Below are 26,602 nucleotides of genomic sequence, written 5' to 3' on the forward strand. Positions count from 1 at the left end.
GATCATGATGTAGACCGCCGGGTGCGAGTAGAACCAGAAGAGGTGCTGGAACAGCACAGGGTCGCCGCCGAGGGCCGGGTCGAAAATGCCGACGTGGGCGATGCGCTCTAGCGCTAGTAACAGCACGGTGATGGCGATGACCGGCGTGCCGAGGATCATCACCAGGCTGGTGGCGTAATGCGACCAGACGAACAGCGGCAGCCGAAACCAGGTCAGCCCCGGCGCTCGCATCGTATGCACCGTGACGATGAAGTTCAGCCCCGTCAGAATAGATGAGAACCCTGTGATGAAGACGCCGATCCCCGCAAGCAGCACGTTGCCGTTGGCGTAGTTCGTGCTCAAAGGCGCGTAAAACGTCCAGCCGGTGTCAACGCCGCCCAGCACGATGGCCAGGATCGTGAACAATCCGCCGAGGACATAGATGTACCAGCTCAGCAGGTTGATGCGCGGGAAGGCCAGGTCTTTTGCCCCGATCATGATCGGGATGAGGAAGTTTCCCAGGACCGCCGGGATGGACGGAATCAGGAAGAAGAAAACCATGACGATGCCATGCATGGTGAAGAAACGGTTATAGGTGTCGGACTGCAAGAGGTCGCCCTTCGGCGTCAGCAGCTCTATCCGCACCCCCGCGGCGAAGAGACCGCCGACGAAAAAGAACAAGGTCACGGTCGCCAGGTAGAGCAAGGCGATGCGCTTATGATCTTTCGTCAGCAGCCACGACTTCACGCCGTAGGCGGCGTTGAGATAGTTGACCGGCGGAACAATGACTTCGGCTTCTGTGCTCATAATCGAATACCTTGCGATTAATGCGGCCTCACGGCGCGCCCTGTGGCGCAAGCTGTTAGCTTGCGCGAGTCACTGCGCAAGCTAACAGCTTGCGCCACATCTACGGTCTCGGCTTCGGCTTCGGGGCCTGACCGGCGTTACCCTTGCTCTGCGTGGTTGGCGGCGTCGCGGTGCCGCTGGCCGGCGCACTGGCCGGCGCACTGGCCGCGCTGCCGGTTGCCGTGCCGCTGGTCGTGCTGCCCGCCGCGCCGCCCGCATTGCTGCCCTGCCCTTCCTGCGTAAGCGAGCGCACATAGGCGACCAGTTGCAAGACCTGCTCTTCGCTCACCAGAGATTGGAAGGTCGGCATAATCGGCTGGAAGCCAGCGACGACTTTGGCCCGCGGGTTGAGGATCGATTCACGAACATAATCCTCGTTCGCCACCACCTTCGAGCCGTCGGCCAATTCGACGGTCGACCCGAAGACGCCCTGCAAGCGCGGCCCGCGCCCCTGCCCACTCGCCAGATGGCAACTGCTACAGGCGAGCTGCTGAAATAACTTCTCGCCCTGCTGCGCCGGCGTCCCCTCGCCTGTGCCGCCTGAGAGCCAGGCTTGATAATCCGCCGGCTCCATGACGTAGACCGAGCCGATCATCCCCGAATGGCTGGTGCCGCAGTATTCGGCGCAGAACAGCTCGTACTTGCCGACCTGCGTCGGCTCGAACCAGACATTGCTGTAACGGCCCGGCACCACGTCCAGCTTCATGCGAAAAGCCGGGATATAAAAACTATGAATCACGTCCTCGGTCGTCATGATCAGCTTGATGCGCGTGCCGACAGGGACATGCAACTCGTCGATCTCGCGCTGGCCTTCGGTGTGCTGAATCTTCCACATCCACTGCTTGCCGACGACGTAGACTTCCTTGGCATTGGCGGGCGGGCGATAGATCTTGAAATAGAGCTCGGTTCCCCAGACGAAGATGCCCATCGAGATTAAGAAGGGGATGATCGTCCAGGTCAGCTCCAGGCTGATCGCGCCCGCGACCGGGTGGCCGACTTCGTTGGGAGAGCGGCGGCGGTACTTGATGGCGAAGAAGAAGACGGCTATCACCAGGCCGAGGCCGAAGACGATGGTGAGCGTCCACAGAAAGGCGTACAGGTTGTCTGTGTCGTTCGCGTAGGACGAAGCCTGGTCTGGAGAAAACGGCACCGGTATCTGCATAACTAAACAAGCCCTCCCAGTTCGCGCTGGCGCTGCGCGGTCTTGCGCCGCATGATGAAGATCAGCGCGGCGACGCCCACCAGCGTGATCGCCCCGCCGAGCCGTATCAGGTTCATCACCACAAAGCCGTACTTGCCCTGCTCAGGGTCATAGTGGAAGCAGTAGAGCAAGACTTGATCAACTGCCGAGCCGATCTTGCCGTTCGACGCTTCGACCAGCCCGAGCCGCAAATCTTTGGCCGAGTACTCGATGCCGTAAAAGTAGCGCGACAGCTTGCCGTCGGGCGTCAGCAGCATTACGCCGCTGGCGTGGACAAACTGTTGCGTCGCCGGGTCCCAGTTGTAATGAAAGCCGACCGCCTCGGTCAGCCGGTCAATCTGCTCCTGGTCGCCGGTCAAGAAGTGCCAGCCCGCACCGGCGCCCTCGCGCCTATACCAATCGACGTAGGTTTTCTTCTTCTTGGCCGCAAGCTCAGGCTTTTCGCGCGGGTCAAAGCTCACCGTCAGCACCGTGTACTCTTTGCCGATGCTGAAGTCCCGGAGCGTGCTGAGACTGCCGGTCAGGCCGTTGAGCACCTGGCTGCAAAGCTGCGGGCAGCTATAGTAGACCAGCGAGAGGACGACCGGCTTGTCGCCGAAGTAATCGCCCAACCGCACGGTGTTGCCCGACTCGTCGCGGAACGTTATGTCGAGCGGCACCTGCTGGTTGAGCCGCTGATCGATGCCGACATTTTCCAAAAGCTTCGGCTTGCTGTTGGCGACGCGCTCCTGTTTGGGCGGCCCGCTGGTCTCCCAGTTCTGCGCTAACGCCAGAGGCGCGAGCGAAAGGCAAAAGGCAAAAGGCAAAAGGCAAAAGGCAAAAGTGATTGCCCGCCTGATGCGGCTGCGATTCTGATTCGATTGATGTCGCTTCGTGGTCAACTTCATAACTAAATCTTGCTGCAATGCAACTCCTTAACTTTTGCCTTTTGCCTTTTGCCTTTTGCCTTCACCTAGTGTTTTTCATCGCCCTGCTTGCGGTCGCTCTGCCCCTGTTGCAGTCTGCCGGGTTCCGGGGTTTCGGAAGCGGGCCTGGCAGCGGGTGTTGAGGTCACAGCCGGCGGCCTCGATTTCAGCAGGCCGCGCTCAAGAGCCAGGTCGGCGGCGCGGTCAATCGGTAAGCTGACGACGCCCTTGCTTTCATCCACCCAGGTGTAATTCTCCAGCTTCAATCTCTCTTCACGGCGCGCCTGATCAAACTCCGCGGTCGGGGTGTTGTTGCCTTCGGGCGGCTTGATCTGGCCGGCGGCGTTCGGCGCCAGCTGCAAGACAGGCCCCGGCGGGATCGGGTTGCGCTCACCCGCGAGCGGCGAGCGCTGCCGCTCGTCCTGCCTCGTCGCCTGATTATCGAGAAACCGGTAGAGCCCGATCATCAGCAGCATCACGACCGCCGTGGCCACCGTCAGCCACACCATGAACCAGGCAATCGGGCGAATGTTGACGTCGCTCTCTTCGTGGGCAACGTCCGGGTTCTTGATGAAAGAAGTATCCAGTTTATCTCGATGAGCCATATCCAGTGCCTCTTCTCCCTATTGTAACAAACCGCTCGCCGTCCAAGCCTTGCCGCCACAGGGCTAGTGATGACTGGGGTGCAGCCCCTCTTCGAGGAACGGGTCTTTCAACGGCAGCAGCGGGCGCTTGCGCAGCTCGCCGGCCCAGAACCATAACCAGATGCCGCCGATGGCGAACCACATCACGATGTCTTGCCAGCTCACCGTAAGCGGCACGGCGCGGCCTTCAATTGAGCCGTGCATCTCTGGCCCGAACAGCCAGTAGAGGTCAACGTAGCGCATGATCATCATCCACACCGCCAGCCAGATCAAGCGGCGTGAATGGCGCTTCAGGTCGCGCGACAGCAACATCAGGTAGGGGATAGCGAAGTGGAGCAGCACCAGCACCAATCCGACCACCTTCCAGCTCGTGCCCAGCCGCCGCGTATACCACTTGGCCTCTTCGGGAATGTTGCCCGACCAGATGATGATCAACTGCGAGACCGAGAAATAGGCCCACAGCAACAGGAACGCCAGCGTCAGCTTGCCCATGTCGTGGAAGTGCGCCGGCTTGACAACGCCTGTAAGCGGCCCGTCGTTTGACAGGATCGTCAGCACGATGATCGAGAACGACATGGCCGAGAGCAACTGGCCGCCGATGAAGATGATGCCCCAGATCGTCGAAAACCACGTCGGGTCGAGCGACATCGTCCAATCAATCGTCGCAAAGGTGATCATGAGGCCGCAGATTACGATGCCCGGCCCGCTGATCTTCGACATGGTTTTAGAAATGAAACGGTCGCCGGTCTCGTCCTGGCGGCGCGAATAGCGGTTCAACAGCGAGCTGAACAGCCACCAGATCAGAAAGTAGATCACCACGCGGACGATGAAGAATGGCACGTTGAGGTAGTAATGCGCCTTCTGATCGATGGCGCCGTGCATCTCGGCAGACCACAGCGACGGGTCCTGCGTCCAGATGTAGAGCTTCTGGCGCAGCACGGCGACAAGCAAGGGGATGAACAGGAGCGCCATCAGCGGAAACAGCCGCGCCACCGCTTCGCAGTTGCGCCGCACCACCATGCCCCAGGCGCCGCCCGTCATATGCTGTATCATCAACAGGCCGAGCGAGCCGAGCGTCAGCCCGAGCCAGAACATATAGGCCAGCAGGTAAGATCGGTAGAATTGCTCTTCGTTCACCACCCAGCCGACGATGGCCAGAGCGATCCCAATGCCGGCGACGACCACGACGCGACCGCGGAAACCTTCGACATTCGGGGCGGCGACCTCCTTCAGTTCGATCATTACTTGTGCTCTCCTTGCTTTTGCTCGCCCTCCGCTTCCGCGGGGATGCCGATCTTCTGGCCCGCCGGCACGTCCGCCGCGGTGCCCTGCTGACTCAACTGCAAGACGCGAATGTAGGCGACGATCTTCCAGCGGTCATCTACCGAAATCTGCGACGCGTAATCGGGCATCGCCCCGAAGCCGTTGGTCGCAACGTCGAAGATGTAGCCGACGGGCGCGCGCCGCAATCGGTCTTGATGATAAGTCGGTGGCTGTCGATAGCCGCGCTTGGGAATCATGCCGTTGCCGTCGCCGAGCTGCCCGTGGCAGACGGCGCAGAAAATGTTGAAGCGCTCCTGGCCGCGGTCAATCGCGGCGCGGTCAATCGGGATCGGGAAGGTCGTCGTGAAGCCTGCGAACTCGCCCGTGGCCGCGGGCGACGTCCCGGCCTGCGCCTCCTGGCCCGTCTGGCTCGAAGCGGTGCGCTGTGTATCGGTGGTCGTGCCGGTCGCGCCCATCGGCTGCGCGGCGGGGGCGCTGCCTTGTGGATTCTGGCCAACCTTGCCGGTGTAGTATTCGCTGTCTTCGCGCAGGAAGCCGCGCGCCACCGTGCCTTCTACGAGCGGGCGCGAGCTGCGTCCGTCGCGGAACAGGATGCTTTCGCGCAGCGGCTTATACTTCGGCTGGTCGTGCATGTCCTGACGGCAGGCGGCGGACAGGAAGGCAAAAGGCAAAAGGCAAAAAGCAGGTGCCGTCTGCGTCGCTGCTTCGATTGTCTGATGTTCTGTCTATTCATTGCTGAATCCACACGGCTACGGTTTTCCTGCGCCACTCTAGAATGGCACTTCAACGACTTCGTTAGCGCCCAGCGTCGCCAGGAAGGCGCGCGTCTGAGCGAGGTCGAACTTCGGGTCGGCTGCCTCGATAGCGAGAAAGAAGTGATCGCGGCTCGCCAGCTCGAAGCGCGGCGCGTTGAAGACCGGGTGGTACGGCTGCGGCAGACCGTTCATCAAGATCATGCCGACGACCGCCGAGATGGCCGCAAGCAAGATCGTTAACTCGTAGGCCACGGGGATGAATGCCGGCCAGCTCCACAATGGCCGCCCGCCGATGTTTTCGGCGTAGGCGATGGCCGACACCCAGTAGCAGAGCGCCGCGCCGCCCGACGCGCCGAGCACGCCGCCGATCAACACCACCAGCGGCACACGGTTCTTGTGAAAGCCGATGGCCTCGCTCAACTCTTCAATCGGGTATGGACTGTAGGCATCGATCCGGCGATAGCCTTCCGTATAGACGCGCTCGGCGGCGCGCACCACGTCGGTCGGGTTGTCGAACTCCGCCAGCAAGCCGTACAACCCTCGCTTCCCTGCTCCATCTATCATGTCCGTTTTCCTTTCCTCGGCTCATGCCTCGTGCGACTTCACTTTCGCCTGCGGCAAGATCGAGCGAATCTCGAATATCGAAATCGCCGGCAGGAACCGTACGAATAAGAACATCAGGGTCAGGAAGAAACCGATGGTCCCGAAAAACATCGTGAAGTCAAACTTCGTCGCCGAGTAAGCGCCCCACGACGACGGCAGGAAGTCGCGGTAGAGGCTGGTGACGATGATCACATAACGCTCAAGCCACATGCCGATGTTGATGACAATCGACAGCACGAACAGCAGCGGGATGTTCAGGCGCACCCGCTTCGACCATAGCATCTGCGGCAGCAGGATGTTGCAGAGAATCAACAGCCAGTACATGTAGCCGTAAGGACCGAGGGCGCGATTCTTCATCATGAACTGCTCGAAGGTGTTCGAGCTGTACCACGACATGAAAGCTTCCATCAGGTAGCCGTAGGCGACCACCATCCCCGTCGCCAGCATGACCTTGGCGGCGTTGTTCAGGTGGCGCTCGGTGATTAATGATTCCAGCCCGTACCATTTGCGCATCGGGATCGCCAGGCTCAAGACCATCGCGAAGCCCGAATAGATGGCGCCGGCGACGAAGTAGGGCGGAAAGACCGTCGTGTGCCAGCCCGGCAGTTGCGCCACCGCGAAGTCGAAGCTCACCACCGTGTGCACAGAAAGCACCAGAGGCGTCGCCAGTCCCGCAAGCAACAGGTAAGCGGTTTCATAACGCGCCCAGTGCCGCGCCGAGCCGCGCCAGCCGAGCGCGAAGATGCCGTAGGCAACCTTGACGCCTCTCTTCTTCGCCTTGTCGCGCAGGGTCGCTAAATCCGGTATCAGGCCGACGTACCAGAACAGCGCCGATACGGTCGCATAGGTCGAGACCGCGAAGACGTCCCAGATCAGCGGGCTGCGAAACTGCGGCCAGACCCCCATCGTCGAAGGATAAGGAAAGAGCCAGTAGGCGAGCCACGGCCTGCCCGTATGCAGCAGCGGGAACAGCCCTGCGCAGGCCACCGCAAACAGCGTCATGGCTTCGGCGAAGCGGTTGATCGAGGTGCGCCATTGCTGCTTGAGCAGCAAGAGGATCGCCGAGATCAACGTGCCGGCGTGGCCGATACCGATCCACCAGACGAAGTTGATGATGTCGAAGGCCCAGCCGACCGGGATGTTGTTGCCCCAGATGCCGATGCCGGTCAGCACCAGGTAGACGATGGTTGCCAACATCATGCCCATGCCCAGGAAGGCGACGCCAAAGCCGATGTACCAGAATCTCGGCGTGTGGCCGGTCAGCACGAGGCTGGCAATCTTGTCGGTCACCGTGCCAAAGGTCTGCCCCGGGCCGATGACCGCCGCCGGCGTGATCGTCTCGTCGCTGATGTCCATCGTGTCATGCGGAAACTTCGACATACGCTTAGGCTCCCCCTAGTTCGGGATTCGGATTCTTCACCGCGCCCAGATAGGTCGTGCGCGGCTGTGTGCCAAGCTCGGCCAGCAGGTCATAGTTACGCTCTTGCGCCTTGAGCTTGGCGACGCGGCTATTGGGGTCGTTGATGTCGCCGAAGACAATCGCCTGCGTCGGGCATGCCTGGGCGCAGGCGGTCTGAACCTCGCCGTCGCGCACCTTGCGGCCCTCGCGCTCGGAATCGATCTTGGCGCGCTGGATGCGCTGCACGCAGTAGGTGCATTTTTCCATGACGCCGCGACTGCGCACGCTGACCTCCGGGTTGCGCAGCAGCTTCAGCGGCTCTGTATAGAAATCCTGGTAGAGCAGGAAGTTGAAACGCCGCACCTTGTACGGGCAGTTATTCGAGCAGTAGCGCGTGCCGACACAGCGGTTGTAGACCATGTCGTTGAGGCCCTCGGCGCTGTGCACGGTGGCGCCCACCGGGCAGACCACTTCGCACGGCGCTTTCTCGCACTGCTGGCAGGGCAGCGGCTGGTAGAAAGTCTCCGGGTTCACTTCGTCGCCGCGATAATAGCTGTCAACCCGCAGCCAGTGCATCTCGCGGCTGCGCATCACCTGTTCCTTGCCGACGACCGGGATGTTGTTTTCGGCGTTGCAAGCCATAACGCAGGCCGAGCAGCCGACACAGGAGTTGATGTCAATCGACATGCCCCAGCGGTAGCCCTTCGAGTACTCGTATTCGGGATAAAGCTTCGGCTCGCGCTCACCTTCCAGGTCCGGCTTGCCGCCCGCGTGGCCGGGCTGCTTGGCGTCGTACTCTTCGCGATTGAGCGACGGGTTCTTCTTCCACTCTTCGAGCGTCCCGGAGCGGATGATGTCGCGTGCCGCCAGGTCGTTAGTGGTGCCGACGCCCGACATATCAACCATGTGGTGGAGCTGCGTGGCGGCGAGCCTGTAGGTGTCGCCGGTCTTGCGCACCTTGACGCCTGTGGCAAACATCGGCGCGTCGCTGCCGCGCAGCACGTAGGCGTCAAAGCCCGTGCCTTCGCCGACGCGGCCAACCCGCGTGCGGCCATAGCCATAAAAGACCGTGAAGACGCCGTCAGGGTGGCCCGGCTGAATCCAGGCTGGCATGACCAGCGTGCGCCCATTGAGCGTCAGCTCGATCATGTCTGCGTAGAAATCGCCGCCCGTCCAGCCCGTGTCGTTGTGGCCGATGCCGTCCTTCTCTTTGCCGATGCCGAGCGTCACCGCCGTCTTTGGGCTGAGATAAACGGCATTGTCCCAGGTCAGTTTGCTGATCGGCTTGGGCAGTTCCTGAAGCCAGCCGTTATTGGCAAAGCGCCCGTCGTAAACGGTCGGGTCGGGCTTGAAGACGACTTCATAATCCGAGCTCGATTGATTGGTTGGTGGCGGCAGGTTCGCGCCCGCAGCGCCGGCGCGCGGCTTGGCGGCGGTGTTCGGGACGACGCCGTCGTGCAGCCATTTTCGCCACTGCGCCTCGAAGCGCTGTGCGTCAACCGCGGGCGGCGGCGGCGCGGCGGGCGGCGCGGGTGTCGCCTGTGTCTGTCCCGCCTGAGCGTTCGCGGCGGCGCGGCTCGCTACCTGCTGCGCCGCTGTCCCGCCCGTCGCGCCCGCAGCGCCCGGCGGTGTCGCCGGCGCGGCGGCGCGAGCGACGGCAACCGGCGGCTCTTCGCCGCCCGCCGCAAAGCGCCGCATCCAGTAATCGCGAACGATGTCGAAGCTGCGGCGGTCAGGCTGGCTTGAAAAAGCGGCAACCACTTCGTGCGCCGTCTTGCCGTTATAAAGCGGCGCAATCAGCGGCTGAATGATCGCCGCCGTGCCGTCGAAGGCGCGCGCGTCGCTCCACGATTCCAGGTAATGCGCCTCGTTGACCTGCCACTGACATAGCTCGGCGGTCTCGTTGATGTGCGAGGTCAGGTGGATGCGCAGGCGCACCTTGTCTCTCAGCTTTTCTTTGAATCCGAGGTCGGCAGGTGCCGTAAACACAGGGTTGCCGCCAAGGATCAACAGCGTATCGACGCGCCCCGCGTCCATGTCCGCGACCAGCTCTTTGAGCGAGGCGTTGCAGTCAACCGGGTTGCCTTCAATCGGCTCGGTGTATAGCACTGTGCTGCCGGCGTTGCCGAGCGACTGATTGATCGCATGCGCCAGGGCGTGAACGACTGGCGGCTGTGTGTCGCCGGCAATGACGATGCTGGCGCCGCGCTTGCCGCGCAGGTCGTTGGCGACGGCATTCACCCAGGCGTCGTGCGAAGTCGTAGCAGAGCCGCCGCCCGCGACACCGAGTTTGGCGGCGAGAACGCGGGCGATGCTTTCGACTTCGCTCGGTCGCACAGGCAAGCGATGGTCGGCCATCGAGCCTGTGAGCGTCATCGAGCTTTCGATACTGTAGAGGCGGTTCATATCCCGCTTCTCTTCGTTCAGGCGGCGGCGCTCGGCGAAGTCATGCGCGTAGCGGACGCTTGCCGCGCCGCACGACAGGAAGTCCGCATCGAGCGCGACCACGACATCAGCTTTATCGAAGCGATAGACGGCGTTGGTGTACTGGCCGAAGGCGAGCCGCGAGCCTTCGCGGGCGCTGTCGGAGGCCGCGGGCTCATACTGATGCCATTTGGCGTTCGGCATTTCCGCGAGCAAAGACTTGATCTGATAAGTCAGTGTCGGCGACGTGACGACTTCCGAAAGAATGCGCAATCCGGAGCCGCCAATCTCAGGGGTGCGCTGCTGCGTCACAGAGGCGCGCACCGCATTGATGAAATCCCCCCAGGTCGCAGGGTCCGTGATGTAGGTGAGCGTCTGCAAGCGGTCGGGATCATAGAGGTCGAGCACCGACGCCTGCGCGAAGAGGTCGGTGGCGCCGAGGCTCGCCGGGTGGTCTTTGTTGCCTTCGATCTTCGTCGGGCGGCCTTCGTGGCTTTCGGCGAGCAGACCGATGCTGCTGCCGGCAAACGGCATGGCGGTGGCGAAAAAGAGCGGCCGCCCAAGCGTCACCTCTTCGGGCTGCTTGGCGTAAGGCGCGAAGTATTCCGGCGGCTGCTTGGTGCAGGCCGTCAGCCCCGCGAGTGCTAGCGAGGCGCCCATCAAGCGCATGAAGCGGCGGCGGCCTACGGGGTCGTTCCACTCCGAGGCGTTTTCGGGGAACTCGCGATGCAGCGCCTCATAGAACTGCTCGGAATCGGCAAGCTCTTCGAGGCTGCGCCAGTACGCCTTGCCGCTCTTGCCGCTCAGGCGTGTGCGCAGTGTGGCAAGCGCGGCCGAAGCATCGGTCGCGGCGGCGCTATGGTCGTGGGCGTGCGCGTCATCGTGATGGTGATGTCCGTGATGATGGCGGGCGTGATCGTCATGCCCGCCATCATGATGCGCCTGATCGTGGTGCGCGTCATCGTGGTGCGCGTCGTCCGCCGCTTTGCCGGTCAAGCCCTTCAGTTGAACAAGCTCGCTCATTGCTTGATGATCTCCTCAATCAGCTAGGCGTTTCGCGTTCTCAACGCTTAGCGATGACAGGTGCTGCAACTGGTGAGGACGTTCGTGTTTTGCAGGTGATAGACATTCTCTGCCAGCTCTTTGCCCTGCTGGTCCTGGTCCGGCCCCGGCGCCCAGCTCATGTCGAAGATGCGATCCCGTGGGCGCAGGACCTTTTCCGGGTTGCGATGGCAGTCGAGACACCACTGCATCTGTAGCGATTGCACCTGCATCACCAGTGGCATCTGGTCTATGCGCCCGTGACAGGTCGAACAGCCGACGCCCTTGTTGACATGAATCGAGTGGTTGAAATAGACGAAGTCCGGCAGATCATGCACCCTCACCCACTTGATGGGCTGGCCCGAGCGAAAGCTCTCGCGCACCGGCTCAAGGTATGGCGCATTCGACCAGATCTGCGAGTGGCAATTCATGCAGGTCTTCGACGGCGGGATGCCGGCGGTCGCCGAGGTTTCGACAGAAGTGTGGCAGTAGCGGCAATCGATGCCGTCGTCGCCGGCGTGGTGCTTATGACTGAATTGCACGGGCTGGACGCGCGACACGAACGCCTGCGTGTTGTAGCCGGAGCGCGACCAGGCATCCATAAACCAGAAGATCGCGCCAATCAGGACAACCGCCCCGATGGCGCTGACCTTGGAAACGACGTTCATGCTGCGATGAAAGACTTGGCTCATTGTCTAATCAACCCCGTCTTGGACTCTCGACCACACGTCGCTCCTGGCCACGCGGCTCAGCGGGCCCGGCGCGAGACTTACTGACGACTGACTACAGATGGATTTGCGGCTGCAAGCCAGGGATGCTTGCCGAGTTGAGATGAATGTGTTCCCACGGTCTTGACCACGGTTGCGTGATAACCGGCGCTAAGTTTGCGACTTCGGGTTAAACATCATTCCGGCGCACCGTCGCGCCCTTCCTGTTTTAGCCACAAGCGCAACAACCAGCAAACTTCATCAATGCAACTGGTGAACGGTGAAGCTTGAATTCTGATATATAACCATTCAACCCCTAAAAGGGCAAACCGGATTTGCAGTTTTGCGGTATGAAATTTTATAAAAAAAGAAATCAAGTGATTTAATACCCCGGCCCGTGTTTATAAGCGCGTTCGTCTTTCGGCCCGATGAGTGCCAATCAGGCGAGCATTGCCAATGCCGTGGACGCTAGGTATACTAAGACTTCGCCAGCTCTTTGCAGCGCCGCACCGTATGTTTGAAACGCGAGCGCATCGTCTGCCGCTATGGTGTAAGTGGTTAACACGCTGCCCTCTCAAGGCAGAGACTACGGGTTCGAGTCCCGTTAGCGGTACTGGTCACTGAGGTAGAGTCGCCCGGCGCGGCTCTACCTTTTTCATTTTATAAGGATCATCACGAAATCATCAGAAAGGGAAAGTAAGACATGTTGAATCGACAAGACTGCATCCTCTTCAGCGGCGGCGCGCAGGGCGCCGAAGCCGAGTTCGGCGCGCAAGCCGAAGCCTTCGGCATCGAAGAGGTCAACTACACCTTCGAGGGCCACCGCATCGTCCGCGCCCGCGGCCTCCATTATCTCAACCACGAAGAGTTGCTCGCCGGCGACGTCAGCCTCGAATACGTCTCGAAGCTGATGAACCGCCGCTATGCCGACAGCCCGACCTTCCGCAAAATCCTGCAAAGCATCTGGTATCAGATCAATAAGAGCCAGGAGATTTATGTCATCGGCGAAATCCTCGAAGACAAGACGGTCAAAGGCGGGACGGGCTGGGGCGCCGAGTTCGCCAAGCTCTGTAACAAACCGCTCTACGTCTTCGACCAACAGCAGGACGCCTGGTTCGAGTGGGATCAGCGCGACTGGGTCAAGCTGGCGGGCGATCAGTTGCCGGTCATCGAGCACATCCACTTCAGCGGCACAGGCACGCGCCAGCTCGAAGAGAATGGCCGCCGCGCCATCGGCGACCTCTTCGCCCGCTCATTCGGCGAGCGCAAATAGAAGCGGGCGCTCGTCGAGCGGAGGCGATCCGTTGAGTCGCCTCCGCATCGTGGCCTGCGCTTACCACGGAAAATGAAAGTAATGATGGCCGACGAAGAAGGCCGTCGCGCCGCCGATAATCGCGCCATTGACGAGCAGCGACGGCCACACGCGCTTCCCCGCCCCGAGCGCGGTGAGCGCGATCAGGCTCACCACGAAGCCCCAGGCGTAACAGGTGGGGCTCGCCCCCAGCCGCTCGATCCACCAGCCATTGCCGGGATTGAAACATAAGCAGTGCGGCGCGAGCGGCACGGCGCTGCCGAGCAACAGCAGCGTCATCATTATCGGCGTCCGCCACCAGAAATAAGCCGCGCCGCCCACGGCCAGCACAGGAATCCAGATTGTCTTGATGAAGGTGCAAAACGGCGTGCAACCCACCAGACTCAGGCCTGTGCAGTCGAGCGACGAGGCGATAAAGCCGAGCGGAATCGAAGCCATCAACAGAAGCCTGACCACGCCCGCCGCGCCCGTCCTTTCGTGCCCGGCAGGCGCTCGCTCGCCGGCGACGAGGTTCATTGCGGCGATGCCGAGCGCCGCGGCAACCAGCAAGACGAACGGCGCGGCTATCCACGCCGGCATCTCTTTGATGAAGTCAATACTGAAGCGGCCCAGCAACACCAGGGCGACCGCCCAGGCCAACCAGAATAATAACCGTTGAAGTTTGCTCACGCTCATTCCTATAATCTCGACGCGGGCGCGTCCGTCGCTTGAATGATCGAGAACGCATGACACCAGCTTATTGCCAGGAATGTGGGCGCGCAAATGCGGCGGCGGCGCGGCGCTGTATCTGGTGCGGCCTGCCGATGATTGACCGGGGCGCGCCGTCGCAGTTCGAGGCGACGCGCGTTGAAGTCGATTATCTGGATGGGCTCGAACGCCTGGACGATCCTCAACCTGTGCGGCTGTTGATTGACGCCAGCGGCATCGAGGTCAGCGAGCAGATGCCCGGCAGCCGCACCGCGCGCATCAATGCGCCGGTCATCATCGATGCCACCACCGTTGATGCCTCGCTTACCACACAAGCCGCGCCGCCGCCTACACCGCTCTGGCGATTCCTGATCCTGCCTTTCGGCATGTCCTGGTTCTTTAAGAAAAAGCCCGGTCCCACAGAGCAGAAGCAGCACGATTATGTTTTGTTGATTCGTTATCGCGCCGGGGACGAGACCCGCACGGCGGTCTTTCACCGGCAGGACCGCGCAGGGCTGGCGGTCGTCGAGGGACTGGCGCGCATCATCAACCTGCTCGTCCGCTTCACCAAGGAGCGGCGCGAAACGTTCTGATCACATAGACCAGCCATTATATTTACGTGGGTGACTTAGCGGCTTTCGACCGGCACCTCTATCAGGGTCTTCACCTCCTGGCGGCGCGCCGCCAGATCATCAATGCGAGGCATCATCTCTCTCTCGAAGTATTCCGTGAAGGCGGTTATCACTGTGGGGTCGAAGTAAGTCCCCGAGCGGCGCGTCAGCTCGACGACAGCGCGCGCGGGCTCCCAGCCCTCATGGTAGCAGCGGTCTTCCGTCAGCGCGTCGTAGGCATCGGCCACCGCGACGATGCGGCTGCCCAGCGGAATCTCTTCGCCGCTCAGGCCGTGCGGGTAACCTGTCCCATCCCAGCGCTCATGGTGCGCCGCCGCGACGAAAGGAATCTCGGCGAGGTCTTCGGGAAAGCGCATCTTCGAAAGCAGCCTGAAGGTGTGCATCGGGTGCTCTTTGACGTGCGCGTACTCTTCGGCGGTCAACTGCGCGGGCTTCAACAACACATCGTCGCGCACGCCAATCTTCCCATAATCGTGCAGCAAGCCGGCGTAGTAGATCAGCCGACAATCATTCGGGCTCAATCCCATGCGCCGGGCGATGCCCATGCTGATCGCGCCGACCCGCGCCGAATGGCCGGCGGTGTTGTCGTCGCGCGCGTCGAGCGAGGCGGCCAGCGTGCGGATGAAGCTTTCGAGCGAGCGCCGCTGCTCTTCGAGCAGGTAGATGTTCTCAAGCGCCAACCCGGCGTGATGCGCCACCGCCGCCAGAAAGTCGAGCGTTTCGTCGTGGAAGGCCCGCTCAGGCGTTGTGTTATCCACATAACAAACGCCCCAGGCGCGCGTCTTCGAGCCGATGGGCGCGCACATCACCGAATGGATGGACTGGAAGCGGATCGAGTCGCCCGCCTTGAAGCGCTCGTCGGCGCTGGCGTCGAGGCTCAACACCGCGACGTTATCGTCGAAGACGCGGCTGGTCACGCTGCTGCTCGGCGTGAAGGCGTCGCCGCTTGCCGCGGCGACTTCCAGGCACCCCTTGTCGTCATCGAACAACAGCACGGCGCAGCGATCTGCTCGTAGGGATTGCTGCAAAAAGCTGACGACTTTACTGGTCAGCTCGTTGGCCGAATGCACGGTCAGCAGATCGCCCATAAACTCGTAGAGCGAGCGCAGGGTGTTGACCGTCTGGTCAGAGAGCGCCCCCGAGTCGGGCAGCTTGGCGGTGTTGAGAAAGCGCGCGTCCTGCGGTTGAATGATGCGCACCGGTTGCAGCCCGTCTTCATCGTCGGACATGGTTTCGTCGGCTTCGCAGTCGCGGTCGTTGTGAAAAACGAACTCGACGCCGTGCGCTCTGCCGAGCCGTATGCGGTCGCCGTCCTTCAGTTTCGAGCGCTTCACCTGGCGGCCATTGACAAACGTCCCCGACGTGCTGCCGAGGTCGCGCACCAGGTAGGTCGTGCCCTCAAGCGTGATCTCGACGTGATGGCGCGAGATGTATGGGTTGTCGAGCTTTAGATCGTTCGCGCCAAGACGCCCGATGCGAAACGGCACCGATTCGACATCGAGGTCGCGCGCTTCGCCTTTGTCATCTTGCAATGTCAGGCTGGCTGGCTTCACCATAGCTCCCCCTGCGACGCCCGAGACCTTCAGCGCGGCTGGCACAACCCATCAATAGCCGCGCATCTCACATGCGCCCGAACCCACACAATCACGGTCAGGTTCCAGATCACACCTGCGAGGAGCGTTGGATGCGGCATGGTCTCGGCGCAGATCGAACCGCTCCAGGCCCGGATGTAATGATTGTAGCGAATTTTTGCTTATGTCGGGAGAGTTATTTTGACACCCGCAAGTGGATTGTTGAGCCGCGACGGGCAGGGCCGCGTTCGTCGCCCGCTGTTCGCCGAGCAGGATGACGATGATCGGCGCGCCGCCCGCGCTCTGATGATCCGCGGGATTGATCGCCGGTGTGGTCGCGGCTCGCGCCGCGCCGCTTTCGAGCTGGCGCAGGACGCTTTCAAGTATTCGCCGGGTCATTTCCTCGGTTGAATCCGCCATAACGCTTGCGCCTGTTATCGCTCCTCTATTTCATCCACCACGCCGATGATCGCCGAATCTATTGCCGCGCCCGGCTGCCCGGTTGCCGCCGTCGAAGCCGACCACCCTTCTCTTACGACGACGACCGTGTCGCCGACGCCCGCATCCACGGCATCGAGCGCCAACATCTCCTCGCCAGCCGGCGTGCCATCGGGATCAATCGGCTGCACGATCATCAGCCGCCCGCCTTCATAGCGCGGGTCTTTTTGCGTCGAAACGACGTTGCCGACAACTTTTGCCAGTAACATATCTCACTCTTGCTTGAAGACTGAATCGACAATGCCGACGATGGTACAGTCGGTCGGCACTTCGACCGGCATAAAAGGGAACGACGCTTCTTTGCCGCGACACCAGAAAACGATTTCGCCCGTTCCCGCGCCCACCGAATCAATGGCAATCATCGGCTTGCCGGCTGCCTGTAGGCTAGCGTCGAGCGGCTGGATCACCAGCAGCTTGCGCCCTTCGAGCAGCTCGTTCTTGACCGTCGCCACGACTGTGCCGATGACCCGTGCCAGTTGCATATCAAAGTCCGATCTCGCTGCGCTTGACCAGGCGCACGCCTTTGATGACGACCGGGTCGAGCGGCTGAGAGCCATTGCGACCGACCGGTGCGCGGCTGATGGCTTCGACGACATTCATGCCTTGAATGACTTTGCCGAAGATCGAATACTGCCCGTCCCACTGCGGGTTCGGCGCCGTGCAGATAAAGAACTGACTGGTCGCGCTGTCGGGATCATTCGAGACCCGCGCCATCGACACCGTGCCGCCGACATGCTTGAGCGTTTTCGAAAACTCGCCCGCGACTTTCTTCTGACCGGGCTGTCCCATGCCCCAGGTCGCCGGGTCGCCGTTGATCGTATTCGGATCGCCGCCCTGTATGGCGACGATGCGGTTTTCGATCTTGACGATGCGATGAAACTTGGTGCCATCGTAAAAATGATCGCGCGCCAGGTTCTTGAAGTTGGCGACGTTCTTCGGCGCTGCCGCCGTCTCGAATTCGATGACGATCTGCCCATAGCTCGTATCCAGCACGGCGACTTCGTTCGGGTCTTCCCGGTGGCTGCACGACGACGCGACCAGCGCCGCCACCAACAGCCAGGCGCACACTCCCAATCTGTTTCTCATCAAACCTCGGTTGAATCAAGAATCGCTTTCAAGACCTTATTGACGGCCCGCGGATTGGCGCGGCCACCGCTGGCTTTCATCAACTGGCCGACGAAGAAGCCCATCAGCGAAGTCTTGCCGGCGCGGTACTGCTCCGCCTGTTCCGGATTGGCGGCCACCGCCGCCTCGGCCAGCCGGCGAATCTCGGCTTCGTCCGTCACCTGACCGCCGCCCATCGCCTTGACCACTTCGTCCGCCGCCCGCCCGCTGCGGTACATTTCAACGAGCGCCTCTTTGGCCATCTTGCCGCTGATTGTGCCCGCATCGATCAGCTTGACGAGCGCCGCCAAATTCTCAGCCGCAACCGGCGCGGCCTGAATTCCCATGTTGCTCGCTTTCAGCTCGCGCGCCAGCTCGTTGAGTATCCAGTTGGCCGCCGCCTTCGGGTTGCCCGCCGCCCGCGCCGCCGTTTCAAAGTAATCGGCCATCGCTCGCGAGTCCGTAAGCAGCGCCGCGTCTTCGGCTGACAGGCCATATTCTTCGACAAATCTTCGGCGGCGCGCTTCCGGCAATTCCGGCAGCCCGCGGCGGTAGCCCTCAACCTCCGCGTCGCTGATCCTTAGCGGCGGCAAATCCGGCTCAGGAAAGTAGCGGTAATCGTGCGCCTCTTCCTTCGAGCGCATGGGAAAAGTCTTCGCCTCGTTCTCGTTCCACAGCCGCGTCTCTTGCGTGATGCGCTCGCCGGCTTCAAGGGCGGCGATCTGCCGGTTGATCTCGTACTCGATGGCCTTTTGCAGGAAGCGGAACGAGTTGATGTTCTTTAGCTCGACGCGTGTGCCGAACTGTGCGGCGCCCTTCAGCCGCACCGACACGTTGGCGTCGCAGCGCAGCGAGCCTTCTTCCATGTTGCCGTCGCAGACTTCGGCGTAGGCGAGCGCCCGCCGCACATACTGCATGTAATCGTAGGCTTCCCACGACGAGCGGAAATCAGGCTCCGAAACGATCTCGGCCAGCGGCGTGCCGCTGCGGTTCAGATCGACATAAGACTTCGCCGCGTCCGGCATGCCTTCGTGCAGCGACTTGCCGGCGTCTTCTTCAAGGTGCAGGCGGGTGATGCGAAAGCGCTTCGCTTGCCAGGCGAGAGGCTGACCGTTGTCGTTGCGTAAGGCTGTGGGAATCTCGACCCAGCCGCGCTCGGAAAACGGGCGGTCGTATTGCGAGATTTGATAGCCTTTGGGCAGGTCCGGATAAAAATAGTTCTTGCGCGAGAAGATCGATTCGCGGTTGATCTCAAGGTTGAGCGCCAGCGCCGCCTTCGCCGCAAGCTCGACGACGCGACGGTTCAAGACCGGCAGCGCCCCCGGCAATCCCAGGCAGACCGGGCAGGTGTTGGCGTTCGGCTCGTCGCCAAACTGCGCCGCGCAGCCGCAGAAGATCTTCGACGCGGTCTTCAACTGCGCGTGGATCTCCAGTCCGATGACCGGCTCGTATTTGTCTCGAATCTCTTTCGCGGGGCTCGTCATAAATCGACTCTCGAATGGAAGGGGAGTATAGCAAATCGATTCGCGGATTGATAAGCGCGGGCCGTCTTCACTGCTTGCCGGCGTCGCCCGCGGCCAGCGCATAGCGGTTCAGCCGCTTGCGCGCCAGGGCGTTCATCTTCGGCGCGGCCTGCGGCGCCGCCTCTTTCATTCGCAGGAAGAGGCTGACGATGTCGCCGTTGTGGCCGAGGGCGCGATGCATCTCCCACAGGCGCATGGGCCGTGTGATGACCAGATCGACGTTCGAGATGGCAATCTCTGAAAAGTTGCCGCGCGCCCTGAGCGTTGCGCCGCCCAGCCAATCGGCATCCAGCTCGATCTCGCGCACGCCGGCCCAGGGGATGAACTGGCGCTCGCGCCCGCTGGCGGTTTCGCGAATGCCGTCGGGGCTCACTTCGACCGCCGTTCTGGCGTCGCGCTTGAAAGCAAAGAGCATCAACGCGTACGTCAGCCACATCAGCAAGACCGGGATGAAGGCGAGGATGGGAAAGATGATCTCTTCGAGCACGTCGTCGAGGTCGGATTCGGTGAGAATCGCCAGCACCGCGCCGAGGCCGCCATAGATGACGGTCAACAGCAACACCACCTGCCAGTACGAGCGTGTGTAGAAGTAGCTGCCCTGGCGTTTTATGGTTAGCGATTCCAAAACCTGCTCACTCCGATGCGCCGCGTTGATCCACTGCTACCGTGATTATACCAGCAAGGGCGGGCGATGTAATCCTTTGATTGGCGCGCCTGCCTGACACGAAGCCCACGAATCTGCTATCATACCTGTTTCGCCATAGAGCGAAATGGAGGACATGGTGCAAGCAATACCGAATATACGCAATATCGCCATCATCGCCCACGTTGACCACGGCAAGACGACGCTGGTTGACGCGATGCTGAAACAGTCTGGCCTCTTCCGCTCGAACGAAGCGACCGTCGAGCGCATGATGGATTCGATGGACCTGGAGCGCGAGCGCGGCATCACCATCATGGCTAAGAACGCCTCGGTGCATTACGGCCCGGTCAAGATCAACATCGTCGACACGCCCGGCCACTCGGACTTCGGCGGCGAAGTCGAGCGCGTTTTGAAGATGGTAGACGGCGTCATGCTGTTGGTAGACGCCAGCGAAGGGCCGCTGCCGCAGACCCGTTACGTCTTATCGAAAGCCCTGGCGCAGAAGCTGCCGGCCATCGTCGTCATCAACAAGATAGACCGCCAGGACGCCCGCGCCGAAGAGGTCGTCAGCGAAGTCTTCGACCTGTTCATCGATCTCGACGCCAGCGAAGATCAAGTGGACTTCCCCGTCATCTATGCCATCGCCCGCGACGGCATCGCCAAGCGGAGCCTGGACGGCGACGGCACGGATTTGCGCCCGCTGTTTGACGAGATCATCAAGACGATCCCGCCGCCGCCGCCGCCGCGCGAAGAGGTCTTGCAGATGCTGGTGGCGAATCTCGATTACAACGACTATGTCGGGCGGCTGGCCATCGGGCGCATCTTTTCCGGCGCGGTCGCGGTCGGCGATCAGATCAGCATTTGCAAGCTGGATGGCCGCGTCGAGAAGACCCGCGTGTCGAAGCTCTACGCCTTCGAGGGCATGAAGCAAACACCGATTGACCGCGCCGAGGCGGGTGAGATTGTCGCGCTCGCCGGCATTGAAGACATCTACATCGGCGAGACCGTCTCGGCAGCCGACGACCCGCGCCCGCTGCCGCGCATCACCGTCGACGAGCCGACCATTTCGATGCTCTTCGGCGTCAACGTCTCGCCCTTTTCGGGCCGCGAAGGCCGCTTCGTCACGTCCAGAAAAATCCGCGAGCGGCTCGACAAAGAAGCGCTCGCCAACGTCGCCATCCGCGTCGAAGACACCGATTCGATGGACACCTTCAAAGTGTCCGGGCGCGGCGAATTGCAGCTGGCCATCATTATCGAGATGATGCGCCGCGAAGGCTACGAGCTACAGGTGTCGAAGCCCGAAGTCATCACTCACAACGAAGGCGGCAAGCGGCTGGAGCCCATCGAGCTGGCGGTGATCGATTGCCCGGACACCTTCATCGGCATCGTCACCGAAGCGCTGGGCCGGCGCAAGGGACGCATGATGAAGATGGTCAACCACGGCACGGGCCGCGTGCGCATGGAGTTTGAAGTCCCTTCGCGCGGCCTGATCGGCTTTCGCAGCGAGTTCCTCACCGATACCAAGGGCACGGGGCTGATCAACACCATCTTCCTGCGCTGGGACGAGTGGCAGGGGACGATCTCGCAGCGCATCACAGGGGCGCTGGTGGCGGATCGTTCGGGCACGGCGACGACTTACGCGCTCTATAACCTGCAAGAGCGCGGCGAGCTGTTCGTCAAGCCGAACACAGAGGTTTACGAAGGCATGGTGATCGGCGAGAACGCCCGTGACGTAGACCTCGACGTCAACGTCGTCAAAGAGAAGAAGCTGACCAACATGCGCGCCTCGACCGCCGACGAAGCCATGCGGCTGGTGCCTTTCCGCGAGCTGTCGCTTGAGCAGGCGCTTGAATTCATTCGCGAAGACGAGCTGGTCGAAGTGACGCCCGCTTCGATCCGCATGCGCAAGAAGATTCTCGCCTCAAATCAGCGACCGAAAGGCCGCGCCACCGAATAGCCGCAAGCGGCAGCGCGAGCCCGCGGGCTCGCGCTGCCGCTTTGATTCTTGAAAGGCGCGGCACGGAGTTGTATAGTCTAAGCCGCTCCCCCCAGCATCGCCTCCCCAGAAATTATCGCCGGAGTAGTTGATGAAAAGGATCATTAGCACGCTGATCATCATGGCCTTGAGCGCCGGTGTGGCCGCGGCGCAGAAGGCGCAGACGCCAACCGCGGCGGCGCTGAATTTCTACCGCGCGCTAAAAGAAAAACGCTACGTCGAAGGCTTCCGCCATTCGGTCTATCGCGGCGCGGTCGAAGGCTTATCGGCAGCCGAGCTGCAAGAACTGGAGCCCGACTTTGCCCGCACCTTCGCGCAGATTCCCGACCGCATCGAGCCGCAGGGCGAGCAGGTCACAGGCGACACCGCAATCGTCATGCTGAAGTTTGCCGACAATGAGCAGCCGCAGGTGGTCGCACTCATACACGTCGGCGGCGAATGGCTGGTGGGCGATCAAGGCGCGCTCGCGGAGGTCAAGCAGCAGGGCCGCGCTTACTTTTTCAACGCCCGAATGATTGCCAACGAAGACGAAACCGTCGATATCCTTCAGCACATCATCGGCGCAGAGGTTCTCTACGGGCGCAAGTACCCGGGCCGCGCCACCTCGCTTGCCGAATTGATCCGCCTCGGCGGCGTGCCGAAGGAGATGGAGAGCGGCCTGGTCAACGGCTATCGCTTCGTGATGACCTTGAGCGCCGATCAATCCTCGTTCAACGTCACGGCGGTGCCGGTCGCGTATGGCAAGAGCGGACGGCTGTCGTTCTACGCCGACATCAATGGCCTGCACGCTCAGGATTTGAAGGGCCAGCCGGCGACCGTCAATGCGCCGCTGTTTCAACCGAAATAAACATAGAGGCTCTGTTTGAAGGGCGGGTGCCGATGGGCGCACTTCTAGCCGATATAAGTCGCCAGAAACTTCAGAATGTATACATACGCAGTTAGTATCGCCCCTACTTTCAGCCAAAAGAAAGTATTGGTTGGCCAGTTAATTTGCGGAGGCGCTGTGAACTCAGTATCTACGTCTATATCTGATTTTTCTTTGTACCTGTTGTAAATACCCCACGCTAGAGCGCCGTAAACATATTGCAGTAAATCAAATCCCAATCCTATGACGATCCACTTTGCAGCCGTTGCCAAATCTGGTGGGACAACTGGCCTTCCGCCAACGTCTATTTTGAAAACCCACACCAAACCTATACCCGCTAGCCCAAGCTGCCTTACAATATCGCTGACTTTACCAGTGAAAAAGTAATAGTTCTCTCTGGAGTCTTCAAGTTTCACTACTTCCTTGCTCCTCCGGAATGAGTCCCGCTCTTTTTGGTCTCACCCTTTTTCGCCCCATCTTTGGAGGCTTTCTTCTCCCCCTTTTTTTTAGCAGTTGCCATCTCTATCTCCTTTGATGATTCGTTTATCTTACAACCCACGGCGCGGCACTATATCTTAACCTGTTAGGCAAAGCAATCAGTTTTTATTGGTAATTGACATTCCTCGAAGGCGTGGAGTAGAGGTCATGCCCTCTTTTCGATATTTCTTGTACTGCTCTGTGCCTCTGTGTTTAGATTCCCTTCCACATCTCATCAATATCTCATCAATGCCATCGCCGCTTTCTTCATCAGCCCGAAGCCAATATAATCTAACCTTGAGATTGGCGAATAGCATCCCGCTTTCGAATTACCGATGAGCACAGGCGTAAAGACGATATCGAGTCAGCTCGCGGCTGCGATAGAGGGCCCGCAGATCACCGCCGGGCAGTGGACGGTGGCCGCGGCTTACAAGTTCTGCGAGCGGTTGGCGCGCGCGCATTACGAGAATTTCCCTGTCGGCTCGGTGCTGGTGCCGCGCCCGCTGCGCAAGCATTTCTATTCCATCTATGCCTTCGCGCGCACGGCTGACGATTTTGCCGACGAGGGCTATGATCAGCCGCACAGCAATGACGAGCGCCTGGCGCTACTCGACGAGTGGCGCCGCCTGTTGCGCGCCTCTGAGCGTGAGCCGGCAACCCATCCCATCTTTATCGCCCTCGCCGAAACGCGCCGGCAATTCGATCTCCCTCTCGCCCTGTTTGAGGACTTGCTCTCGGCATTCTCACAGGATGTCACCAAGCGACGTTATCAGACTGAGGTCGAGCTGATCGATTATTGCCGCCGCTCGGCCAATCCCATCGGCAGGTTGATCCTTTTGCTGTTCGGTTACCGCGACGAGCAGTTGCACCGCTGGTCGGACGACATCTGCACGGCCTTGCAACTGGCGAATCACTGGCAGGACCTTGCCATTGACCTCGCCAAAGACCGCATCTATCTGCCCGCCGAAGACCTGGCGCGATTCGGCCTCACCATCGCAGACATCGAGCGCCAGGCGGCGACAGAAAAGTTCGTCGCGCTGATGCAGCACGAAGTCAAACGCGCCCGCGAGTTGTTCATCCATGGCAAGCCGCTCTGCCTGACCGTCAGCGGCCGCCTCGGGCTTGAGCTGCGCGCCGTCTGGACGGGAGGCACGCGCATCCTTGACCGCATCGAAGCCGCGCGCTTCGACGTCTTCACCCGCCGTCCGGTGATTACCACGACCGACAAGCTGCGCGTCGCGCTCAACGCCGCCAGCAAATCCATCTTCCGCCGCCGATGAGCTCAAACGCTTCAACAACTCTGGGCCGCGTGCTCGCCGCGCCGCGGCGTCTGGCCGGCGCTGCCGGATCGAATTTCTATTATTCGTTTCTGCTGCTGCCAAAAGCCAAGCGCCGCGCGATCACCGAGGTTTACCGTTTCGCGCGCCTGCTCGACGACATCGTTGACGAAGACCCGCAGGGCCGCGACCCCTACGCCGAGCTACAGACATGGCGTGACGAGATCGAGTTCATTTATCGCGGCACGCCGACCACTGCATTCGGCGACCGGCTGATGGAATCGGTCGAAGAGTTCGATCTGCCGAAGCAGCCTTTCCTCGACCTGGTTGACGGCATGGAGATGGATTTGAAGTGGCACAGCTATCAATCGTTCGCTGACCTGCGCGAATACTGCTACCGCGCCGCTTCGACCGTCGGGCTGATCTGCATTGAAATCTTCGGCTACGAGAACGCCCGGACACGCGAATACGCCGTCAACCTCGGCCTCGCCTTGCAACTGACGAACATCCTGCGCGACCTCAAGGAAGACATTCAGCGCGGCCGCATCTATCTGCCGCTCGAAGACCTCGAACGCTTCGGCTATACGGCCGACGACCTGCGGGCGCACCGCTACAATCAGCCGTTTATCGAGCTCATGAAGCACGAGTATCAGCGGGCGCGGTCGTATTTCATGAAAGCCGCCGCCTCGCTGCCCGAAACCGACCGCCCTTCAATGTTCGCCGCGGAGATCATGGCGACGATCTATCGCGAGATACTCGAACAGATGCCCGGCGTGCAGTTCAATGTCTTCCGCAACCGCCTGACGGTTTCGAAGAAGCGGCGCATGAAGGTCGCCCTCGAAATCTGGCTCAGGAGCAAGTTCAAGAAGTCATGACGGCCAGGCGGGTCATCATCATCGGCGGCGGATTTGCCGGCCTTGCGGCGGGCGTTGCGCTGAGCGAGCGCGGCGCGGCGGTGACCCTGCTTGAACGGCGCGGCCACCTCGGCGGTCGCGCTTACTCGTTCATCGATCAGCAGACCGGCGACGTCGTTGATAACGGCCAGCATCTCTTCATGGGCTGTTATCAGCAGACGATTGCCTTCTTGAAAAAGATCGGCTGCCTCGACCGGCTGGCCTTTCAAGATCGCCCGCGGGTCGATTTTCTGGATCGCCAGCAAGGCTACACCTCGTTCGAATGCCCGCGCTTGCCCGCGCCCTTGCATGCGGTCGCCGGCCTGTTGCGAATGCGCGGCTTGACGCTCGGCGATAAGCTCGGCGTCGTTCGCGTCGGGCGGGCGATTCAACGAAACGGGCAGGGCAAAGCGCCGCAGACGGTCAAAGAGTGGCTGGCGCGCCTCGGCCAATCCGAGCGCATCCGCGAGCGCTTCTGGTATCCGATGGCCATAGCCACGCTCAACGAAGACCCGCGGGTGGCGTCGGCGGCGATGCTCAAGGTGGTGCTGAAAGAAGCCTTCGGCGGCGGGCGCGAAGCCACCAGCATCGGCATTGCCCGCGTCGGCCTGAGCGAGCTATACACCGAAGGCGCGACACGATTCATCGAAGCGCGCGGCGGCACCATAAAGACCAGCGCGACGGTCGAGCGGCTGGTGATCGAAGGCGGGCGGGTTGTCGAGGTTGAGCTTAAAAGCGGCGAGCGCCTCGCCGCCGACGCAGTGATCAGCGCCGTGCCGCACGCGCCATTGTTGAAAATGCTGCCTGAAGCATTGCGCGCCGGAGAGTTCGCGGCGGTTGAGCGATTGCGGGCGGCGCCGATTGTCTCGATCAACCTGTGGTTTGATCGCAGCGTCTTTGATCGGCAGTTCGCCGGCTTGATCGGCACGCGCAGCCAGTGGCTGTTTAATAAGAACTTGATCGTCAAGCCGACGGAATCTTCCAATCAGTTCGCCGTCATCATCAGCGCCGCGCATGACTTTGTCGATTGGACGAAGGAGCAGCTTGTCGAGATGGCGCTCGGCGAATTACACGAGCTGTTGCCTGAAAGCCGCGACGCCCGCTTGCTGCACAGTCGCATCGTCAAAGAGCGCGAGGCGACCCTGTCGCACACGGTTGAATCAGACACCTTGCGGCCCGGCCCGCGAACTTCGATTGAGAACCTGATTCTCGCCGGCGGTTGGACGGCGACCGGCCTGCCCGACACCATCGAGAGCGCCGTCTTAAGCGGCCACACCGCGGCAAATATCCTGGCGGCTGTCTGAAGGCAGGTTAACCGCAGAGGGCGCGGAGGAAC

General features: G+C 61.2%; 26 protein-coding genes and 1 tRNA gene. 9 read left to right on the forward strand and 18 right to left on the reverse strand.

The window, feature by feature from the left end:
• The 10 genes from VJ464_22470 to VJ464_22515 form a co-directional block, all read right to left on the reverse strand.
• Positions 1-786, reverse strand: a 786-nt coding sequence (locus VJ464_22470; protein ID HKQ07909.1) for a cbb3-type cytochrome c oxidase subunit I, incomplete at its 3' end; no start/stop codon positions are given.
• Positions 787-886: 100 nt separating this feature from the next.
• On the reverse strand, positions 887-1,987 hold the full coding sequence (coxB, locus tag VJ464_22475; GenBank protein HKQ07910.1) for a cytochrome c oxidase subunit II: 1,101 nt from the start codon (positions 1,985-1,987) through the stop codon (positions 887-889).
• 2 nt (positions 1,988-1,989) lie between these two features.
• On the reverse strand, positions 1,990-2,913 hold the full coding sequence (locus VJ464_22480; GenBank protein HKQ07911.1) for an SCO family protein: 924 nt from the start codon (positions 2,911-2,913) through the stop codon (positions 1,990-1,992).
• A 65-nt stretch (positions 2,914-2,978) separates the two neighbouring features.
• On the reverse strand, positions 2,979-3,536 hold the full coding sequence (locus VJ464_22485; protein ID HKQ07912.1) for a hypothetical protein: 558 nt from the start codon (positions 3,534-3,536) through the stop codon (positions 2,979-2,981).
• A 63-nt stretch (positions 3,537-3,599) separates the two neighbouring features.
• Complete coding sequence (locus tag VJ464_22490; GenBank protein ID HKQ07913.1) at positions 3,600-4,817, reverse strand: hypothetical protein; 1,218 nt, start codon at positions 4,815-4,817, stop codon at positions 3,600-3,602.
• Positions 4,817-5,491 (reverse strand): cytochrome c, encoded by a 675-nt coding sequence (locus VJ464_22495; GenBank protein ID HKQ07914.1) that lies wholly within the window; start codon positions 5,489-5,491, stop codon positions 4,817-4,819. The genes VJ464_22490 and VJ464_22495 overlap by 1 nt, the downstream gene beginning before the upstream one ends.
• Positions 5,492-5,629: 138 nt before the next feature.
• Positions 5,630-6,178, reverse strand: a complete 549-nt coding sequence (locus VJ464_22500) for a DUF3341 domain-containing protein (GenBank protein ID HKQ07915.1) — start codon at positions 6,176-6,178, stop codon at positions 5,630-5,632.
• Positions 6,179-6,199: 21 nt separating this feature from the next.
• Entirely contained in the window at positions 6,200-7,597 is a 1,398-nt protein-coding gene (gene nrfD / locus VJ464_22505; protein ID HKQ07916.1) for an NrfD/PsrC family molybdoenzyme membrane anchor subunit, read from the reverse strand.
• A 4-nt stretch (positions 7,598-7,601) separates the two neighbouring features.
• Complete coding sequence (locus VJ464_22510) at positions 7,602-11,063, reverse strand: TAT-variant-translocated molybdopterin oxidoreductase (GenBank protein ID HKQ07917.1); 3,462 nt, start codon at positions 11,061-11,063, stop codon at positions 7,602-7,604.
• A 47-nt stretch (positions 11,064-11,110) separates the two neighbouring features.
• Positions 11,111-11,773: a cytochrome c3 family protein gene (locus VJ464_22515; protein ID HKQ07918.1), complete on the reverse strand. Its 663-nt coding sequence runs from the start codon at positions 11,771-11,773 to the stop codon at positions 11,111-11,113.
• 554 nt (positions 11,774-12,327) lie between these two features.
• On the opposite strand from VJ464_22515, the gene VJ464_22520 reads away from it, so the two are divergent.
• Positions 12,328-12,401, forward strand: a tRNA-Glu gene (locus tag VJ464_22520).
• A 90-nt stretch (positions 12,402-12,491) separates the two neighbouring features.
• Positions 12,492-13,061, forward strand: a complete 570-nt coding sequence (locus VJ464_22525) for a hypothetical protein (GenBank protein HKQ07919.1) — start codon at positions 12,492-12,494, stop codon at positions 13,059-13,061.
• 60 nt (positions 13,062-13,121) lie between these two features.
• Here VJ464_22525 and VJ464_22530 read toward each other — a convergent pair whose 3' ends face one another.
• Positions 13,122-13,769 carry a hypothetical protein gene (locus VJ464_22530; GenBank protein HKQ07920.1) on the reverse strand — a complete coding sequence of 216 codons (648 nt, stop codon included), beginning with the start codon at positions 13,767-13,769 and terminating at the stop codon, positions 13,122-13,124.
• A gap of 56 nt (positions 13,770-13,825) precedes the next feature.
• Between VJ464_22530 and VJ464_22535 the strand changes: the two genes are divergently transcribed.
• Positions 13,826-14,380 (forward strand): hypothetical protein, encoded by a 555-nt coding sequence (locus tag VJ464_22535; GenBank protein HKQ07921.1) that lies wholly within the window; start codon positions 13,826-13,828, stop codon positions 14,378-14,380.
• 35 nt (positions 14,381-14,415) lie between these two features.
• On the opposite strand, the gene VJ464_22540 is transcribed toward VJ464_22535, so the two are convergent.
• Complete coding sequence (locus VJ464_22540) at positions 14,416-15,975, reverse strand: HD domain-containing phosphohydrolase (GenBank protein ID HKQ07922.1); 1,560 nt, start codon at positions 15,973-15,975, stop codon at positions 14,416-14,418.
• A gap of 216 nt (positions 15,976-16,191) precedes the next feature.
• Here VJ464_22540 and VJ464_22545 point away from each other — a divergent pair, with 216 nt between their 5' ends.
• A complete protein-coding gene (locus tag VJ464_22545; protein HKQ07923.1) occupies positions 16,192-16,401 on the forward strand; it encodes a hypothetical protein in 210 nt (69 codons plus the stop codon).
• 23 nt (positions 16,402-16,424) lie between these two features.
• Here the strand turns inward: VJ464_22545 and VJ464_22550 are convergent, their stop codons facing one another.
• The 5 genes from VJ464_22550 to VJ464_22570 form a co-directional block, all read right to left on the reverse strand.
• Entirely contained in the window at positions 16,425-16,697 is a 273-nt protein-coding gene (locus tag VJ464_22550) for a EutN/CcmL family microcompartment protein (GenBank protein ID HKQ07924.1), read from the reverse strand.
• A 3-nt stretch (positions 16,698-16,700) separates the two neighbouring features.
• Positions 16,701-16,970 (reverse strand): EutN/CcmL family microcompartment protein, encoded by a 270-nt coding sequence (locus VJ464_22555; protein ID HKQ07925.1) that lies wholly within the window; start codon positions 16,968-16,970, stop codon positions 16,701-16,703.
• A gap of 1 nt (position 16,971) precedes the next feature.
• Positions 16,972-17,574 (reverse strand): peptidylprolyl isomerase, encoded by a 603-nt coding sequence (locus tag VJ464_22560; GenBank protein ID HKQ07926.1) that lies wholly within the window; start codon positions 17,572-17,574, stop codon positions 16,972-16,974.
• Positions 17,574-19,076, reverse strand: a complete 1,503-nt coding sequence (gatB, locus tag VJ464_22565) for an Asp-tRNA(Asn)/Glu-tRNA(Gln) amidotransferase subunit GatB (protein ID HKQ07927.1) — start codon at positions 19,074-19,076, stop codon at positions 17,574-17,576. The genes VJ464_22560 and gatB overlap by 1 nt, the downstream gene beginning before the upstream one ends.
• A 67-nt stretch (positions 19,077-19,143) precedes the next feature.
• Entirely contained in the window at positions 19,144-19,740 is a 597-nt protein-coding gene (locus VJ464_22570; protein ID HKQ07928.1) for a hypothetical protein, read from the reverse strand.
• Positions 19,741-19,894: 154 nt separating this feature from the next.
• On the opposite strand from VJ464_22570, the gene typA reads away from it, so the two are divergent.
• Together typA and VJ464_22580 are read left to right on the forward strand one after the other, a co-directional pair.
• Positions 19,895-21,715, forward strand: coding sequence for a translational GTPase TypA (typA, locus tag VJ464_22575; protein HKQ07929.1), 1,821 nt, complete (start codon positions 19,895-19,897; stop codon positions 21,713-21,715).
• Between the two features lie 130 nt (positions 21,716-21,845).
• Complete coding sequence (locus VJ464_22580) at positions 21,846-22,601, forward strand: hypothetical protein (GenBank protein ID HKQ07930.1); 756 nt, start codon at positions 21,846-21,848, stop codon at positions 22,599-22,601.
• A gap of 44 nt (positions 22,602-22,645) precedes the next feature.
• Here VJ464_22580 and VJ464_22585 read toward each other — a convergent pair whose 3' ends face one another.
• The gene (locus VJ464_22585; protein ID HKQ07931.1) at positions 22,646-23,035 is read right to left on the reverse strand and encodes a hypothetical protein; all 390 of its coding nucleotides are present in this window, start codon (positions 23,033-23,035) and stop codon (positions 22,646-22,648) included.
• A gap of 396 nt (positions 23,036-23,431) precedes the next feature.
• On the opposite strand from VJ464_22585, the gene hpnC reads away from it, so the two are divergent.
• From hpnC to hpnE, 3 genes are read left to right on the forward strand one after another with little or no spacing between them, the layout of a single operon-like run.
• Complete coding sequence (gene hpnC, locus VJ464_22590) at positions 23,432-24,376, forward strand: squalene synthase HpnC (GenBank protein HKQ07932.1); 945 nt, start codon at positions 23,432-23,434, stop codon at positions 24,374-24,376.
• The gene (hpnD, locus tag VJ464_22595; GenBank protein HKQ07933.1) at positions 24,373-25,248 is read left to right on the forward strand and encodes a presqualene diphosphate synthase HpnD; all 876 of its coding nucleotides are present in this window, start codon (positions 24,373-24,375) and stop codon (positions 25,246-25,248) included. The genes hpnC and hpnD overlap by 4 nt, the downstream gene beginning before the upstream one ends.
• Positions 25,245-26,570, forward strand: a complete 1,326-nt coding sequence (hpnE, locus tag VJ464_22600) for a hydroxysqualene dehydroxylase HpnE (GenBank protein HKQ07934.1) — start codon at positions 25,245-25,247, stop codon at positions 26,568-26,570. Before hpnD ends, hpnE begins: the two co-directional genes overlap by 4 nt.
• The last annotated feature ends 32 nt before the right edge of the window (positions 26,571-26,602 follow it).

The organism is Blastocatellia bacterium (assembly GCA_035275065.1).
GTDB lineage: Bacteria > Acidobacteriota > Blastocatellia > UBA7656 > UBA7656 > DATENM01.

Excerpts from the sequence above, each read along its gene's own strand:
- VJ464_22485 (HKQ07912.1), bottom strand. The coding sequence starts at position 3,536 with ATGGCTCATCGAGATAAACTGGATACTTCTTTCATCAAGAACCCGGAC.
- VJ464_22490 (HKQ07913.1), bottom strand. The coding sequence starts at position 4,817 with ATGATCGAACTGAAGGAGGTCGCCGCCCCGAATGTCGAAGGTTTCCGC.
- VJ464_22540 (HKQ07922.1), bottom strand. The coding sequence starts at position 15,975 with ATGGTGAAGCCAGCCAGCCTGACATTGCAAGATGACAAAGGCGAAGCG.
- hpnD (HKQ07933.1), top strand. The coding sequence starts at position 24,373 with ATGAGCTCAAACGCTTCAACAACTCTGGGCCGCGTGCTCGCCGCGCCG.
- VJ464_22495 (HKQ07914.1), bottom strand. The coding sequence starts at position 5,491 with ATGCACGACCAGCCGAAGTATAAGCCGCTGCGCGAAAGCATCCTGTTC.
- VJ464_22580 (HKQ07930.1), top strand. The coding sequence starts at position 21,846 with ATGAAAAGGATCATTAGCACGCTGATCATCATGGCCTTGAGCGCCGGT.
- hpnE (HKQ07934.1), top strand. The coding sequence starts at position 25,245 with ATGACGGCCAGGCGGGTCATCATCATCGGCGGCGGATTTGCCGGCCTT.
- VJ464_22515 (HKQ07918.1), bottom strand. The coding sequence starts at position 11,773 with ATGAGCCAAGTCTTTCATCGCAGCATGAACGTCGTTTCCAAGGTCAGC.
- VJ464_22510 (HKQ07917.1), bottom strand. The coding sequence starts at position 11,063 with ATGAGCGAGCTTGTTCAACTGAAGGGCTTGACCGGCAAAGCGGCGGAC.
- VJ464_22480 (HKQ07911.1), bottom strand. The coding sequence starts at position 2,913 with ATGAAGTTGACCACGAAGCGACATCAATCGAATCAGAATCGCAGCCGC.
- VJ464_22555 (HKQ07925.1), bottom strand. The coding sequence starts at position 16,970 with ATGCAACTGGCACGGGTCATCGGCACAGTCGTGGCGACGGTCAAGAAC.
- typA (HKQ07929.1), top strand. The coding sequence starts at position 19,895 with ATGGTGCAAGCAATACCGAATATACGCAATATCGCCATCATCGCCCAC.
- VJ464_22500 (HKQ07915.1), bottom strand. The coding sequence starts at position 6,178 with ATGATAGATGGAGCAGGGAAGCGAGGGTTGTACGGCTTGCTGGCGGAG.
- VJ464_22525 (HKQ07919.1), top strand. The coding sequence starts at position 12,492 with ATGTTGAATCGACAAGACTGCATCCTCTTCAGCGGCGGCGCGCAGGGC.
- gatB (HKQ07927.1), bottom strand. The coding sequence starts at position 19,076 with ATGACGAGCCCCGCGAAAGAGATTCGAGACAAATACGAGCCGGTCATC.
- VJ464_22535 (HKQ07921.1), top strand. The coding sequence starts at position 13,826 with ATGACACCAGCTTATTGCCAGGAATGTGGGCGCGCAAATGCGGCGGCG.
- hpnC (HKQ07932.1), top strand. The coding sequence starts at position 23,432 with ATGAGCACAGGCGTAAAGACGATATCGAGTCAGCTCGCGGCTGCGATA.
- VJ464_22550 (HKQ07924.1), bottom strand. The coding sequence starts at position 16,697 with ATGTTACTGGCAAAAGTTGTCGGCAACGTCGTTTCGACGCAAAAAGAC.
- coxB (HKQ07910.1), bottom strand. The coding sequence starts at position 1,987 with ATGCAGATACCGGTGCCGTTTTCTCCAGACCAGGCTTCGTCCTACGCG.
- VJ464_22560 (HKQ07926.1), bottom strand. The coding sequence starts at position 17,574 with ATGAGAAACAGATTGGGAGTGTGCGCCTGGCTGTTGGTGGCGGCGCTG.
- nrfD (HKQ07916.1), bottom strand. The coding sequence starts at position 7,597 with ATGTCGAAGTTTCCGCATGACACGATGGACATCAGCGACGAGACGATC.